The 14350-nt window shown below is 59.8% G+C and carries 16 protein-coding genes; 3 read left to right on the top strand and 13 right to left on the bottom strand.

The window, feature by feature from the left end; all coding sequences use genetic code 11:
- The first annotated feature begins 58 nt into the window (after positions 1–58).
- Positions 59–577, top strand: coding sequence for an acyloxyacyl hydrolase (locus tag AB4N91_RS01795; protein ID WP_010458265.1), 519 nt, complete (start codon positions 59–61; stop codon positions 575–577).
- 129 nt (positions 578–706) lie between these two features.
- Here AB4N91_RS01795 and AB4N91_RS01800 read toward each other — a convergent pair whose 3' ends face one another.
- The 12 genes from AB4N91_RS01800 to AB4N91_RS01855 form a co-directional block, all read right to left on the bottom strand.
- Positions 707–1012, bottom strand: a complete 306-nt coding sequence (locus tag AB4N91_RS01800) for a YkgJ family cysteine cluster protein (protein WP_102594936.1) — start codon at positions 1010–1012, stop codon at positions 707–709.
- A 53-nt stretch (positions 1013–1065) separates the two neighbouring features.
- Positions 1066–1569, bottom strand: a complete 504-nt coding sequence (locus AB4N91_RS01805) for a DUF2878 domain-containing protein (protein ID WP_077749014.1) — start codon at positions 1567–1569, stop codon at positions 1066–1068.
- The gene (locus AB4N91_RS01810; protein WP_077749013.1) at positions 1562–2833 is read right to left on the bottom strand and encodes an SAM-dependent methyltransferase; all 1272 of its coding nucleotides are present in this window, start codon (positions 2831–2833) and stop codon (positions 1562–1564) included. Before AB4N91_RS01810 ends, AB4N91_RS01805 begins: the two co-directional genes overlap by 8 nt.
- Positions 2820–3635, bottom strand: a complete 816-nt coding sequence (locus tag AB4N91_RS01815; RefSeq protein WP_154912436.1) for a DUF1365 domain-containing protein — start codon at positions 3633–3635, stop codon at positions 2820–2822. Before AB4N91_RS01815 ends, AB4N91_RS01810 begins: the two co-directional genes overlap by 14 nt.
- Entirely contained in the window at positions 3632–4879 is a 1248-nt protein-coding gene (locus AB4N91_RS01820) for an NAD(P)/FAD-dependent oxidoreductase (RefSeq protein WP_154912437.1), read from the bottom strand. Before AB4N91_RS01820 ends, AB4N91_RS01815 begins: the two co-directional genes overlap by 4 nt.
- On the bottom strand, positions 4876–5658 hold the full coding sequence (locus tag AB4N91_RS01825; RefSeq protein WP_010458254.1) for an SDR family NAD(P)-dependent oxidoreductase: 783 nt from the start codon (positions 5656–5658) through the stop codon (positions 4876–4878). The genes AB4N91_RS01820 and AB4N91_RS01825 overlap by 4 nt, the downstream gene beginning before the upstream one ends.
- Entirely contained in the window at positions 5655–6077 is a 423-nt protein-coding gene (locus AB4N91_RS01830; RefSeq protein WP_010458253.1) for a nuclear transport factor 2 family protein, read from the bottom strand. The genes AB4N91_RS01825 and AB4N91_RS01830 overlap by 4 nt, the downstream gene beginning before the upstream one ends.
- Positions 6070–7515, bottom strand: a complete 1446-nt coding sequence (gene phrB, locus AB4N91_RS01835; RefSeq protein ID WP_010458251.1) for a deoxyribodipyrimidine photo-lyase — start codon at positions 7513–7515, stop codon at positions 6070–6072. The genes AB4N91_RS01830 and phrB overlap by 8 nt, the downstream gene beginning before the upstream one ends.
- 11 nt (positions 7516–7526) lie before the next feature.
- The gene (locus AB4N91_RS01840; protein ID WP_010458249.1) at positions 7527–8468 is read right to left on the bottom strand and encodes a MerR family transcriptional regulator; all 942 of its coding nucleotides are present in this window, start codon (positions 8466–8468) and stop codon (positions 7527–7529) included.
- The gene (locus AB4N91_RS01845) at positions 8468–9430 is read right to left on the bottom strand and encodes a YbgA family protein (protein ID WP_154912438.1); all 963 of its coding nucleotides are present in this window, start codon (positions 9428–9430) and stop codon (positions 8468–8470) included. Before AB4N91_RS01845 ends, AB4N91_RS01840 begins: the two co-directional genes overlap by 1 nt.
- A 203-nt stretch (positions 9431–9633) precedes the next feature.
- Entirely contained in the window at positions 9634–9849 is a 216-nt protein-coding gene (locus AB4N91_RS01850; RefSeq protein ID WP_010458245.1) for a TIGR02450 family Trp-rich protein, read from the bottom strand.
- A complete protein-coding gene (locus AB4N91_RS01855; RefSeq protein ID WP_010458243.1) occupies positions 9846–10832 on the bottom strand; it encodes an NAD(P)/FAD-dependent oxidoreductase in 987 nt (328 codons plus the stop codon). The genes AB4N91_RS01850 and AB4N91_RS01855 overlap by 4 nt, the downstream gene beginning before the upstream one ends.
- A 196-nt stretch (positions 10833–11028) precedes the next feature.
- Between AB4N91_RS01855 and AB4N91_RS01860 the strand changes: the two genes are divergently transcribed.
- Entirely contained in the window at positions 11029–11931 is a 903-nt protein-coding gene (locus AB4N91_RS01860; protein ID WP_460112070.1) for a TIGR01777 family oxidoreductase, read from the top strand.
- A 13-nt stretch (positions 11932–11944) separates the two neighbouring features.
- Complete coding sequence (gene hemH, locus AB4N91_RS01865; protein WP_154912439.1) at positions 11945–12970, top strand: ferrochelatase; 1026 nt, start codon at positions 11945–11947, stop codon at positions 12968–12970.
- A 104-nt stretch (positions 12971–13074) separates the two neighbouring features.
- On the opposite strand, the gene AB4N91_RS01870 is transcribed toward hemH, so the two are convergent.
- On the bottom strand, positions 13075–14349 hold the full coding sequence (locus tag AB4N91_RS01870) for a uracil-xanthine permease family protein (protein WP_010458235.1): 1275 nt from the start codon (positions 14347–14349) through the stop codon (positions 13075–13077).
- Position 14350 lies beyond the last annotated feature (1 nt).

Below are 14350 nucleotides of genomic sequence, written 5' to 3' on the forward strand. Positions count from 1 at the left end.
TCTATAGCGGTGAGCAACAAAAAAACCATATGAAATCGTTCGGAAAAGGATGTTTCTAGTGAAGCGACTATTCTGCTTGGCCGCGATTGCGGCCGCACTGATGGGGCACAGTTTTACCGCGCAGGCGGCAGGTGTGGAATTCGCGGTCGGACAGACCAGCGAGTCGACCATGACCTATCGATTGGGCATGCAATTCGATTGGGACAAGAGCTGGTTGCAGAGTGATATCGGTCGTTTGACGGGGTACTGGAGCGGTGCCTACACCTATTGGGACGGCGACAAGACTTCCAGCAACCACAGCCTGTCGTTCGCGCCGGTGTTGGTTTACGAATTTGCTGGCCAGACCGTCAAGCCTTATGTGGAGTTGGGGGTCGGCGTCGCGGTATTCGCCAATACCGAAGTCGAAAACAATCAACTCGGCAGTGCTTTTCAGTTTGAAGACCGGTTCGGTTTTGGCCTGCGCTTTACCGGCGGACATGAAGTCGGCATTCGTGCGACGCACTATTCCAATGCCGGGCTCAGTAGCCCGAACAACGGTGTAGAAAGTTACGCGTTGCATTACACGATGCCGCTCTGAGACTCGCTCCTTTAAGTGTGGGAGCGAGCCTGCTCGCAATTGCGGTCTGCCATTCAGCAACAGTGTTGACTGACAGGAAGCCATCGCGAGCAGGCTCGCTCCCACACTGGATCTGCGTCGACTTCAAATTCAGCGATACGCCGTGGTAATCCCCTGGCGCTCTTCGAGGCACTCCGGTGCGCCCATCTCGAACTCCCGGCAGATCAGCGGGCGTTTTTCGTAGATGGTGCACATCATGCTGTTGCGATCCAGCGCAGCGCACCAGCCGTCATCCAGACGCAGCATGACTTCCCCGCCCCAATCATCGGTATCGATAAAACGTTCAGGCACGCCCGTGTCGGTGATCAGCATGACTTCGAGCTGGCAGCAACAGGCTGCGCAAGTCGAGCACGTGACGGCCGGTTCGGTGATTTGCGTGTGGGGAATGGTTTTCATGGCGGGCAGTGTAAGGCAGTGCGCCCTGGCTGTGTTAAAGGCCTGACGGACGCTTAGCTGCGGGTGTCCGCCGCCAGCCGTTGCGCCATGAAATGCAGCGTTGGGAACAGCATGGCCCAGAGCAGGCCGATACCCAGCAGCGTGGGCATCTGACCGTAAGGAAACTGCACGCCGGCCAGTTGTCCACCGGCGTAATACGACAACGGCCCACCCACGGCGCCCAGCAGGCTGCCGAGCCACCAAGGTTTGGCGGTCCATTGCAGGCAGTGGCGCAACGTGGTTGCCAGTAACGCCCACAACAGCATCAGCCACAGCGGGATCAAGGGCGCGACGTCGGCGAAATCGAACACACCAAGCCAGCGCAACGAACTGTCGACGGTGGTGCCCAGCAGCACAACGCTGAGAATCAGTCGGCCTTCATCCGCCCAGCGACTTATCCACAGCAGATGAATCACCAGTACCGCCAACGCCACCAGCAACCATAAACTGTCGCCGCCCATCACACAGGCAAACCAGCCGAGCTGAAACAGTGCGGCATTGGCCAAGCGCTCACGCATCGAAGCGCCCCAGCAGCGGCGCGGGCATTGCCGACGGTTTGGCCAGCACCATTTGCGCGGTGCCGATGGTGCGCTCCAGAAACCCCCCTTCGCAGTAGCACAGATAAAATTCCCACAACCGCAGGAAATAATCGTCGTAGCCCAACTCGCTCAAGCGGCCCTGGGCTCGGCGAAAATTCTCATGCCACAGGCGCAGGGTTCGGGCGTAGTGCAGGCCGAAATCCTCCATGTGCAGCAAATTCATGTCGGTGTCGCGGCTGATGACTTCCAGCATCTTCTGCACACAGGGCAGGGCACCGCCAGGAAAAATGTAACGCTGAATGAAATCGACGCTGCCCTTGGCCTGTTCGTAGCGCTGTTCGCGGATGGTGATGGCCTGCAACAGCATCAAGCCGTTGCTTTTGAGCAACTGCGCGCATTGCTTGAAATAGACCGGCAGGAAGCGATGGCCGACCGCTTCGATCATCTCGATCGACACCAGTTTGTCGTACTGCCCGGTGAGGTCGCGGTAATCCTTGAGCAGCAGCGTGACCTGGTCTTGCAGGCCGAGGGCTTCAATGCGTTGGGCAGTGAAGGCGTACTGTTCTTTTGAAAGCGTGGTGGTGGTGACCTTGCAGCCGTAATGCTGCGCCGCGTAAAGCGCCATGCTGCCCCAGCCGGTGCCGATTTCCAGCAAGTGATCACTGGGTTTGAGCGCGAGTTTCTGGCAGATCCGTTCCAGCTTGTTCAACTGCGCCTGTTCCAGGCTGTCTTCGTCCGTCAGGAACTGTGCGGCGGAGTACATCATGGTGGGATCGAGAAACTGTTCGAACAGATCGTTGCCCAGATCGTAGTGGGCGGCGATGTTTTTCTGCGAACCCTTGCGCGTGTTGCGATTGAGCCAGTGCAGCGCTTGAACGAAAGGGCGGCCGAGTTTCGCCAGGCCACCCTCCAGCGCATCCAGCACCTCAAGGTTACTGACGAACACGCGAACCACCGCGGTCAAGTCCGGCGAGCTCCAATAACCGTGGATAAACGCTTCGCCAGCGCCGATCGAGCCGTTACCCGCCACCAGCCCCCACGCCGCCGCGTCGAGGATATGGATCTCCCCGATCAATGGGCTGCCTGCGGTCCCGAAAACTTGTCGTTCGCCGTTTTCGATGACCACCAGTTGTCCATGTTTGAGCTGCGTGAGTTGCCGCAGTACACCACGGCGCAGCAACGATCCGGTCAGGCCGTTGGTGCTGAGCAGATTGACTTTGGCCGAGGCGCTAGAGGATTTCATGACGGTGATCCTTGGGAGGAACGATGGCGGTTTGAACGCTGCCAACGGCAGCCTGATGAGCAAATATCGGTGCGCGCTTGAGCAGCAGGCGCAGGGCCTGCCAATAGATCGCCAGGCAGGTTTTCGCCGTCATCCATGGAAAGCGCCGCAAGTAACGATGCAGGCTGGCACGGTCCAGTGCCTGGCGTTTCAAGCTGAGCGTGGCGTCGAACAACTTCAGCTCGCCCTGCCAGTCCGCCATGTGCACGCCGAGCCTTTTCGCGGCGGGGCTGAAACTCATGCGGTATTCCAGGTCCGGCGGTAGAAACGGCGAAACGTGAAACGCCTTCGCCACGGCAAAATGTTGATGGAAATCGCCGAGATTCTCCGGGGCCTTGGCCGGCAATACATAGTGATAACGCTCGCGCCACGGGGTGTTGGTGACTTCGCAAAGAATCGCCGCCAGTTGCCCATCAGCCTCATGGCAGTAGAAAAAACTCACCGGGTTGAACGACAAACCCCAACTGCGCGGCTGGGTCAGCAGGCAGATCGAACCTTGGGGCGCATGACCGATGGCCTGGCCGACGAGCTGGCGCACCGCGTCAATCAGGCGCATGCCGCTGCCGGTATAGGTTTTGAGGTAATCGCTCTCGCGAAACGAGAACGGTGCGAAGCGACTGTTGCCCGAGAACGGCGACAGGTCGAACACGGCCTCCTGTTCGTCGAGGTCCAGGTACAACAGACCGATCCGGTAACGGAAGGCATGAGGCTTTGGGGCGAACCGCCGATGGGCGATCCAGCCGCTATAGAGGGCGCTGTTCACAACACTTCACCAAACGAGCGAGCAACGCGCAACGCGCTGACCACGCCGTCTTCATGGAAACCGTTGGCCCAATAGGCGCCGCAATAATAAGTGTGTTGCGCGCCGTCCAGTTCCTCCCAACGGCTTTGCGCAGCAACGGCCGCCAGGCTGAATTGCGGATGGGCGTAAGTGAATCTGGCGAGCACTTTACTCGGGTCGATGCCTGCGCTCTGGTTGAGGCTGATGCAGAACGTGGTGTCGCTCTGGATGCCTTGCAGGATATTCATGTCGTAGGTAACGGCGGCCCGTGTATGACCCGGGCCACCGAGGCGGTAATTCCAGCTGGCCCACGCAAGTTTTCGAGTAGGCAGCAGGCGTGTGTCGGTGTGCAGCACCACTTCGTTGTCGGCGTAGGGCAGGGCGCTGAGGATCGATTGTTCGGCATCGCTCGGCTTGGCCAGCAGTTTCAGGGCCTGATCGCTGTGGCAGGCGAACACCACTTTGTCGAATCGCTCGCTTCCGGCGGTGCTGTGGATAACGATGCCTTCCTCATCCCGCTCGACCCGGGTCACCGGGCAGCCGAGACGGATTTTCTCTTTGAAGGTCGCCGTCAATGGCTCGATGTAAGCACTCGAGCCACCTTCGATCACCCGCCACTGCGGACGATTGCTGATGGACAGCAGGCCGTGATTCTTGAAAAACCTGACGAAGGATTGCAGCGGGAAACCGAGCATGTCAGCCATGGACATCGACCAGATTGCTGCGCCCATCGGCACGATGTAATGCAGGATGAAGCGTTCGCCATAGCGGCCGTTTTTCAGATAGTCGTCCAGCGTGGTGTCGGCGGCGATCCGACCCTCGGCCAGGTCACGCTGCGCCTCTTTGTTGAAGCGCTGGATGTCGCGCAACATGCCCCAGAAGCCGGGTGACAACAGATTTCGCCGTTGGGCAAACAGGCTGTTGAGGTTATTGCCGTTGTATTCCAGGCCCGAGTCCGGATCCTTCACTGAAAAACTCATTTCAGTCGGTTTCGACACCACGCCGATCTGGCCGAGCAGGCGAATGAAATTCGGGTAGGTCCAGTCGTTGAACACAATGAAACCGGTGTCCACGGCGTAGCGCTGGCCATCCACGGTCACGTCCACGGTATGGGTGTGCCCGCCGATCCAGTCGCTGGCCTCGAACAGGGTGATCTCATGCCTGCGATTGAGCAGGTAGGCGCTGGTGAGCCCCGAGATTCCGCTGCCAATGATCGCAATGTTCACGGCACGTCCCTGATCGGTGGGCTGCTGCGCACCATGCGTTTGCCGATGGCCAGTTTCACGCAATTGGGCATTTTCGACAGGGGCCAGAGAGCCGCCATGAACAATCCCGGAAAAGCGATCTCCAGGGGACGGTTCTTGAGTTTGGCGAAGATGTGCCGGGCGGCTTTCGCCACTGGCCAACTGAGCGGCATCGGGAAGTCGTTTTTCGCCGTCAGTGGGGTCTCGACAAACCCCGGGCTGACCACCGTGACTTCGATGCCTTCCGGCGCAAGATCGATGCGCAGGGATTCGAACAGATAACGCAGCCCGGCCTTCGACGCGCCATAGGCTTCGGCCCGTGGCAGCGGCAGGTAGGTCACCGAACTGGCGACGCCCACCAGATGCGGCGCGGTGCCCTTGCGCAACAAGGGCAACGCGGCCTCGATGCAATAGGCGCTCGCGAGCAGGTTGGTGCGCACCACGTGTTCGACGATCGAGGAATCGAACTGCTTGACGTCGACGTATTCGCACGTGCCGGCGTTGAGGATCACCGTGTCCAGCGAGCCCCATTCATGGGCGATCTGTTCGCCGATTTCGCGCACCGCCTGACTGCTGGTCAAATCGCCGGGCACGACCAGCACTTGCCCCGGATAACGCTGGGACAAGACTTTCAGCACCGCTGTAGAGCGCGAGCTCACGGCCAGATGAGCACCGGTTTTGAGGATTTCTTCAGCCAGCGAGGCGCCGATGCCGCTGCTGGCACCCGTCAGCCAGTATCGCCGTGGAGGTGTAAGACTCATCCCATTCTCCTTTTCAGCCAGGCAATCGCCCGACCCAATACGGGTAAATGTTCGTAAAGCAGTGCCCCGGCATCGAAGTAATCCCGGTGACGATAAACCTTGTCGCGCCAGAGCAGGTACGAGCAGCCGTCGACACGAATCAACCGGCCGCCGCTCAGGCGCGGATGGCGGTAACTCATGACCCAGCGCAGATAACCTTGGCCTTCGCCGGTCTGGTCGAAACCGTGAAAATCAAAACGCAGTTCGGTGACGTTGGCGTAGAGCTCCGTGAAGTAGCTGCGCAACTGTCCGAGCCCTTGCACTTCATGCAGCGGATCGGTGAAGTGCACGTCTTCGGTGTACAGCTCGCCGAGGCGTTGCAAACTGTTTTTATCCAGCTGCGCGAATTGCCGGGCAAACTGCCGCAGGAAATCACTCATGAGCGCCTCCGGCATCGTGTCGCGAGGGCAAGTTCTTGAACGCGGCCAAGGCTCGCTGGCGCGAAGTGCTCAGGTTGACGATCGGCGACGGATAATCCGCCACGCCGAACAGACCGCCGACGTTCGCCGGGTTGTGCACGTCTTTTTTGTTCAGCCCAGCCAGTTCCGGCAGCCAGTGCTTGATGAACACGCCTTCAGCGTCGAATTTCTCCGATTGGCTCAGCGGATTGAAAATACGGAAATAAGGGGCCGAGTCAGTGCCCGTGGACGAACTCCACTGCCAGCCACCGTTGTTCGCCGCCAGGTCGCCGTCGATCAAGTGGCGCATGAAAAAGCGTTCGCCTTCGCGCCAGTCGATCAGCAGGTTCTTGGTCAGGAACATCGCCACCACCATGCGCAAGCGGTTGTGCATCCAGCCGGTTTCGAGCAATTGACGCATCGCTGCGTCGATGATCGGCAGGCCGGTACGGGCTTGCTGCCAGGCCAGCAGTTCTTCCGGGGCGTCGCGCCAGGCTAGGGCTTCGGTTTCCGGGCGGAAGGCACGGTGACGCGAGACCCGTGGGTAGCCCACCAGAATGTGTTTGTAGAACTCGCGCCACAGCAACTCGTTGATCCAGGTGACCGCGCCCACCTTGCCGCTTTCGAACTCGCCTTGATTACTGTGCAGGGCGGCGTGCAAACACTGGCGCGGGGAAATCACCCCGGCAGCGAGGTAAGCCGAGAGCTGGCTGGTGCCGGGTTTGGCCGGGAAGTCGCGCTCGCTTTTGTAGTAATCGATTTGTGCGTCGGCGAAGGTGTCGAGACGGCGTTGAGCTTCGGCTTCGCCGGCGGGCCAGAGCTGGCGCAAGCTCTCGCTGGGCATGTCGAACCCTTTAACACTCGATGGAATGTCGTCACTGCTGATGGGCAACGGATCCTGTACGGCCGGTTTGGCCACCCGTCCCGGAAGCGACCGGTGCAGACGTTCGTAACAGACTTTGCGGAACTGGCTGAAGACCTGGAAGTAGGTGCCAGTCTTGGTCAACACGGTGCCCGGATTGAACAACAACTGATCGAGGTAGCTGAAGAAGTCGATGCCATGGGCCTTGAGCGTTTCGGCGACTGCCGTATCGCGACGGCTTTCATGAACCCCGTATTCCTCGTTGACGTGCACCGCCTCCGCGTTTAATTGCTGACACAGCTTGAGCAAAACCTGCGGCGCTTCATCCCAGCGAGGGGCGTGGCGAATCAGAAGGGGGATGTTCAGTTCGCCCAGCGCGTCGCTCAGTTCACCCAGATTGCGCAGCCAGAAATCCACTTTGCACGGCGCGTCATCGTGTTCCAGCCATTGCGCCGGGCTCAACAGGTACACGGCCACCGTCGGGCCGCGAGCGGCAGCAGCCGACAGGGCGGTGTTGTCGTGCAGGCGCAAGTCGCTACGCAACCAGATCAAATGCATGGAAGTGTCCATTAAATAAGCCCACGCTTGACCAGTTCCTGGTGAGCCGATAGCGGGTCTTCGGCCAGGAACAAATCAACACTCTCAGACGTTTTTGCGGACAGCTCGGCGTGGTGAATGCATACCGTTGGTCCGGCAATCATTTTTGGGCAACTGACGCCATTCAAAAGTTTCGGCAGCTGCGAAATGTTCATGGCTTTGCTGGAATACAGCAGTACGCCGCGGGCTTGCAGGTGATCGACCGCCAGCGCGAGTTCGCCTGGCGGCAGCGGCCAGTCGAAGACTTCCACCGGGCAATCGGCGCTGCTGATCAGCCACGCGGTCAGCCACAGGCAAGGTTCCAGTGGCTGGTCCGAGTGATTGATCAATAGCAACGGCGCGGTGCGTAACTGACGGTTGTTATGGTAGATGCGTGCGCCGAATTTGCTACGCAGCCAGGAAAAGAAAAACACCCGCTCCATCTGCGCGCCGAACTGGCCCTGCCAGCGTTGCTCCAGCTCCGCCAGCAACGGCATCAGCAGTTGTTCGCACAAGGTACGAGGCGGATACAGCGCCATGGCTTGATTGACGGTGTCATCCAGCGTGCGTTCATTGAGCTGGGTCACCGCTTGCAGCAATGTCTGGCCCAGCACTTGCCAATCGTTTTCGACGGTTTCGGTAAAGGCCTGTGGCGTGTCGAGCAGCTGCTTGACCTGACTGACGGCCACGCCGCGATTGAGCCAGGTGAGGATGGTCAAAATCCGTTGCACGTGTTCGGCAGAGAACAGGCGATGCCCCTTGGGCGTGCGCTGGGGCACGATCAGCCCGTAGCGTCGCTCCCAGGCACGCAGGGTCACGGCGTTCACGCCGGTCTGGCGCGCCACTTCGCGAATCGGCAACCAGCCTTCGTCCAGGGCTTTCTTGAAGTCGGCGCCAAGGTCTTCGCTGGCGCTGGTGTCGATTGGGCTTTTCATTAGATGGCGTTTCGCAGGCTGAGGTTTTCCGGGTGCGGCTGAAGGTAAACCTGCTGCGCGATATACGGATCCGGGTGTTGACGGAAATAGTGTTTGAGCAGCGTCAGAGGCACCACCAACGGCACGATGCCGTGCCGGTACTGGCCGATGACGTGCTGCATTTCCTGCTTGTCTTCAGGGCTGATGAATTGCTTGAGATAACCGCTGATGTGCTGCAGGACATTGGTGTGGGTGCGCCGCGTCGCGCATTTTTTCAATGCCGCCATCAGTTCGCTGAAATAGCGCGGGCCGAGTTCCGCAGGATCGGTCTGGCCCATGTTGCCCAGCAGGTTGCCCAGGGTTTTGTATTGCACCGGGTTATGGGCCATCAGCAAGTATTTGTAGCGCGAGTGAAATTCTATGAGGCCGCGTCGTGTCACTCCTTCTCGCAATAGCTGCTGCCAGGCGCTGTAGGCGAACACGCGGGTCAGGAAGTTTTCGCGCAATACCGGGTCGTTGAGGCGGCCATCTTCTTCCACCGGTAAGTCGGGGTGCAGGGCGCAGAACGCCTGGGCGTAGATACCACGTCCACCTCCGTCCACCGGCGACCCGTTGGCCTGGTAGACCTTGACCCGCTCGAGGCCGCAGGAAGGGGATTTCTGCATAAAGATGTAGCCGCAGATATCGTCCAGCTCCGCAGCCATTTTCTGACCGTACTCGGCGAGCTGCCGGGTGACGTTAGTCTCAGGGTTGACGGTGCCAACGGCTTCGGGATTTTCGGGGTCGCCGATCAGGCGGATCGGTTCGCGAGGAATGCCCAAGCCAATGGCGACTTCCGGGCACACCGGTACGAACTCGAAATAGTCGGTGAGGGTTCGGCTGCACAGGCGCGATTCCTTGTGCCCACCGTTGAAACGCACCTCCGCTCCCATCAAGCAGGCGCTGATGGCGATTTTCGGTAGAGTCGCTGGCTGTACATGCATCGGAACACCTCGAATCCAGACCTGTACAGAGCGGTAACTCTGTACAACTTTGTCTTCATCATAGATTCAAAGGTGTACAAGTCAAATTATTTGTATAGGTTTTCGGGAGGGGAGTGCATTCCCTTGTGGGAAAGGGCTTGCTCGCGATAGCGGTGGATCAGGCGACACATGGGTAGCTGACACACCGCATCCGCGGGCAGGATCTATTTCCAGCCGAGTATCCAGTCGTCGCTGGCTTTCAGCGATTGCCATGGGAGACGCTCACTGCGTTGGGTCAGCACCGCCTGCAATTCGACGTCCAGCACCGTGCCTTCCTCATCGCGGAACAGTTCGGTCACCAGAAAATGTTTCTCGCGGTTTCGCGGGTGGGCTGCTGTCCATTTCGACAGCAGCAATTTACTCGGATTGATTCTATTCACTGCAAGTGCTCGTGTAACCGTCGTGCAGCTTCCTGGCCGCTGAGCCAGGCGCCTTCGACACGCCCGGACAGGCACCAGTCGCCGCATACATACAGTCCCAGGTCGGCATCGGCCAAGGCACCCCATTCGTGACTGCTGGCGGGACGCGCGTAAAGCCAGCGGTGCGCGAGGCTAAAGGTCGGGGCGGGCATGGCGCTGTGCAACAGCTCGGCAAATGCACCGTGCAGTTGCTCGATCACCGCCTCCTTGGGCAGGTCGATATGTTGCCGGCTCCAGGCGCTCGTCGCATGCAGTACCCAGGTGTCGAGGGTGTTGTCGCGCCCGGGTTTGCTGCGGTTGCGCGCCAGCCAGTCGAGCGGGCTGTCCTGCACGAAGCAACCTTCCATGGGGGTATCCAGCGGCGTATCGAACGCCAGCGCCACCGCCCACGTTGGCTCCATTTTTACCCCGGCGGCGGCCCCGGCGAGTTTCGGCGCGGAGGCCAGCAGTGCTGTGGCTTGAGGCGCCGGTGTGGCGATCACCACGTGACTGAACGGACCATGGGTGAAGCCTTCGGCGTCTTGCAGGTGCCAGTGTTCTTCACCGCGATAGACCTCGGTGATCCGGCAGGCGAAATGCACTTCCAGGTCGCCGAGCAGGCCGCGGGTGATGGCGCTCATGCGCGGTGTCCCGACCCAGCGTGTCTGTTCGTCCGGCGACAGGTTGAGCTGGCCGCCGTGGAAGGTGTAGAGCTGCGGCGTCCACTCGGCGACCCAGCCGTTGGATTGCCAACGCTGGACCTCGGTGACGAAGCGCCGGTCGCGGGCAGTGAAATACTGCGCGCCCATGTCCAAGGCACCCGCATCACTGCGCTTGCTCGACATGCGTCCGCCACTGCCGCGGCTTTTATCGAAAAGTTGAACACTGTGCCCGACTTCTGTCAGGGCCTGAGCGGCTGAGAGCCCGGCGATGCCGGTGCCGATGATTGCGATAGGTACAGTCATAGGGGCCTCGTTTACCTTTCTGTACAGACTACGCCGTGGTTTAAACCTGTACAATATTGTTTTTTGGTATAACTTTTAGCGTTCTCGATCTGACAGCTTGGCCTATTGTTAAACACAGACACTGCCCGATACCAAAGATCCCTGCTTATAAAAATAGACTAGTGATCAGGGTAAAACGCCACGCGAGGAAGAAGTCATGCACATATTGCTGACCGGCGGTACTGGTTTGATAGGACGTCAACTCTGCCGACACTGGTTGAGTCAGGGACATCGCCTGACAGTCTTGAGCCGCACGCCGGAAAAAGTCGCGAAAATCTGCGGTGCCCAGGTTCGCGGCGTCGCGTTGTTCGAAGACCTCGGGCAAGAACCGGTGGACGCAATTATCAATTTGGCGGGCGCGCCCATTGCTGATCGGCCATGGACGTCCAGGCGCAAAGCCTTGCTCTGGGCGAGTCGCATCACCCTGACCGAAACCTTGCTGGCCTGGCTCGAGACCCGCGCGCAGAAACCGCAGGTGTTGATCTCGGGTTCTGCCATCGGCTGGTACGGCGACAGTGGCGAGCGCGAACTGACCGAAGCGTCTCCGCCGTCCATCGATGATTTCGCCAGTCAGTTGTGCATTGCCTGGGAAGAAACCGCCCAGCGCGCCGAGGCCATGGGTATTCGGGTGATCCTGATTCGAACCGGTTTGGTGCTGTCTGCCGAGGGCGGCTTTTTGTCGCGGCTGTTGCTGCCATTCAAACTGGGGCTGGGCGGGCCTTTGGGCAGTGGTCGGCAGTGGATGCCCTGGATTCATATCAACGATCAAATCGCCCTGATTGATTTTCTTCTGCATCGCATTGACGCGAGCGGTCCATATAATGCCTGCGCGCCAAAACCGGTGCGCAACCGCGAGTTCGCCAAAACATTGGGCGGCGTGCTGCACCGGCCGGCGTTCATGCCGATGCCGGCCCTGGCCTTGAAAGTGTGTCTGGGCGAGTTGTCACTGTTGTTGCTGGGTGGCCAGAAGGCCGTACCGGCGCGCTTGCTGGAAGCGGGTTTCACGTTCCAGTTCACCGATTTGCGCGCGGCCCTGGACGACCTGTCCAGCCGCCTTTGAAATAGGACGTTGCATGACCGATCACGCATTGCTTCTGGTTAACCTGGGTTCACCTGCCTCTACATCGGTGGTGGATGTGCGCAGTTACCTCAATCAATTTCTGATGGACCCCTACGTGATCGACCTGCCATGGCCGGTGCGACGCTTGCTGGTGTCGCTGATCCTGATCAAGCGTCCGGAGCAGTCCGCCCACGCCTACGCGTCGATCTGGTGGGAGGAGGGCTCGCCGCTGGTGGTGCTCAGCCGTCGCCTGCGCGAGGCCATGGTTGCGCAATGGCACCATGGGCCGGTTGAGCTGGCGATGCGCTACGGCGAGCCGTCGATTGAGACGAAACTGGTTGAGCTGGCGGCTCAGGGCCACAAAAAAATCACCCTCGCACCGCTTTATCCACAATTCGCCGACAGCACCGTGACCACGGTGATTGAAGAAGCCAAGCGGGTGGTGCGTGAGAAGCGGCTCGATGTGCAGTTTTCGATTCTCCAGCCGTTCTACGATCAGCCGGAATACCTCGACGCATTGGTCGCCAGCGCGAAACCTTATTTGCAGCAGGATTACGATCACCTGTTGCTGAGCTTCCATGGTTTGCCGGAGCGGCACCTGAAGAAGATCGACCCTACCGGTCACCATTGCTTCCAAAGCGATAATTGCTGCCAGAACGCTTCGCCAGAAGTATTGGCGACCTGCTACCGCGCCCAATGCCTGCGCACTGCCTCCGAGTTTGCCAAGCGCATGGGGCTGGCGGATGGCAAGTGGTCGGTGTCGTTCCAGTCGCGTTTGGGCCGGGCGAAATGGATCGAACCCTACACCGAAGCGCGCCTCGATGAGCTGGCGGGAATGGGCGTGAAGAAGGTGCTAGTGATGTGCCCGGCGTTCGTTGCTGATTGCATCGAGACGCTTGAGGAAATCGGTGATCGCGGGAAGGAATTGTTCCGCGAGGCGGGGGGCGAGGAATTGGTGCTGGTGCCGTGTCTCAACGATGATCCGCAGTGGGCGCGGGCGTTGAGTGCCTTGTGTGAAAGGGCGCCGTTGGCGCTTTAAAAGCTTCGCGGGCAAGCCTCGCTCCTACAGAATTGCGTCGTTGTGTCGAGCGACACACAACTTGTAGGAGCGAGGCTTGCCCGCGAAGGCATTCTCAAGGCTGACTACAACAACGGCTCATCCGCCTTCTTGTGCTTCCAGCTGTCATTGCCCGGCAGCAACAGATTCAGCCCGATCGCCACCACCGCGCACAACGCAATGCCTTTGAGGCCGAAGTCATCGGGGCCGGTGCCAGTGCCGACCAGCACACCGCCAATCCCGAACACCAACGTCACCGACACAATCACCAGATTGCGCGCTTCGCCCAGGTCGATCTTGTGGCGAATCAGCGTGTTCATCCCCACCGCAGCGATCGAGCCAAACAACAGGCACAAAATCCCGCCCATTACCGGCACCGGGATGCTTTGCAGCAGTGCGCCGAACTTGCCGACGAACGCCAGGCTGATGGCAAAGATCGCCGCCCAGGTCATGATTTTCGGGTTGTAGTTCTTGGTCAGCATCACCGCGCCCGTCACTTCGGCGTAGGTGGTGTTGGGCGGGCCGCCGAACAGACCGGCAGCGGTGGTGGCAATGCCATCGCCGAGCAGGGTGCGGTGCAGGCCGGGTTTCTTCAGGTAATCGCGGCCGGTCACGCTGCCGACGGCAATTACCCCGCCGATATGCTCGATGGCTGGCGCCAGGGCTACCGGAACGATGAACAGAATCGCCTGCCAGTTGAATTCCGGCGCGGTGAAGTGCGGAATCGCAAACCACGGTGCGGCGGCAATCTTCGCGGTGTCGACGACGCCGAAATAGAACGCCATGGCAAAACCGACCAGCACGCCGGAAATGATCGGCACCAGGCGGAAGATGCCTTTACCGAACACGGCGACGATCAGCGTGGTGAGCAGCGCCGGCATCGAGATCAGCATGGCGGTCTGATAGGGAATCAGCTCGGTGCCGTCGCCAGCCTTGCCCATCGCCATGTTGGCGGCAATCGGCGCCATGGCCAGGCCGATCGAGATGATCACCGGACCAATCACTACCGGTGGTAGCAGACGGTCGATGAAACCGGTGCCTTTGATCTTCACCGCAAGGCCGAGAAAGGTGTAGACGAAACCCGCCGCCATCACGCCGCCCATGGTCGCCGCGAGGCCGAACTGGCCCTTGGCGAGAATGATCGGGGTGATGAAAGCGAAGCTCGATGCGAGGAATACCGGCACCTGACGCCCGGTGACGATCTGGAACAGAATCGTCCCCAGGCCTGCGGTAAACAGCGCCACGTTAGGGTCAAGGCCGGTAATCAGCGGCATCAACACCAGGGCGCCGAAGGCCACGAACAGCATCTGTGCGCCAGACAGAACCGTGCGCCAGAGCGGATCGTTGAACTCTTGCTGCATG

The sequence above is a fragment of the Pseudomonas sp. H3_D04 genome (assembly GCF_054669175.1).

Coding starts and splice junctions, on each gene's coding strand:
- AB4N91_RS01860 (WP_460112070.1), top strand. CDS start 11,029: ATGCACATATTGCTGACCGGCGGTACTGGTTTGATAGGACGTCAACTC.
- AB4N91_RS01840 (WP_010458249.1), bottom strand. CDS start 8,468: ATGAAAAGCCCAATCGACACCAGCGCCAGCGAAGACCTTGGCGCCGAC.
- phrB (WP_010458251.1), bottom strand. CDS start 7,515: ATGCATTTGATCTGGTTGCGTAGCGACTTGCGCCTGCACGACAACACC.
- AB4N91_RS01800 (WP_102594936.1), bottom strand. CDS start 1,012: ATGAAAACCATTCCCCACACGCAAATCACCGAACCGGCCGTCACGTGC.
- AB4N91_RS01870 (WP_010458235.1), bottom strand. CDS start 14,349: ATGCAGCAAGAGTTCAACGATCCGCTCTGGCGCACGGTTCTGTCTGGC.
- AB4N91_RS01805 (WP_077749014.1), bottom strand. CDS start 1,569: ATGCGTGAGCGCTTGGCCAATGCCGCACTGTTTCAGCTCGGCTGGTTT.
- AB4N91_RS01825 (WP_010458254.1), bottom strand. CDS start 5,658: ATGAGTCTTACACCTCCACGGCGATACTGGCTGACGGGTGCCAGCAGC.
- AB4N91_RS01830 (WP_010458253.1), bottom strand. CDS start 6,077: ATGAGTGATTTCCTGCGGCAGTTTGCCCGGCAATTCGCGCAGCTGGAT.
- hemH (WP_154912439.1), top strand. CDS start 11,945: ATGACCGATCACGCATTGCTTCTGGTTAACCTGGGTTCACCTGCCTCT.
- AB4N91_RS01855 (WP_010458243.1), bottom strand. CDS start 10,832: ATGACTGTACCTATCGCAATCATCGGCACCGGCATCGCCGGGCTCTCA.
- AB4N91_RS01810 (WP_077749013.1), bottom strand. CDS start 2,833: ATGAAATCCTCTAGCGCCTCGGCCAAAGTCAATCTGCTCAGCACCAAC.
- AB4N91_RS01845 (WP_154912438.1), bottom strand. CDS start 9,430: ATGCATGTACAGCCAGCGACTCTACCGAAAATCGCCATCAGCGCCTGC.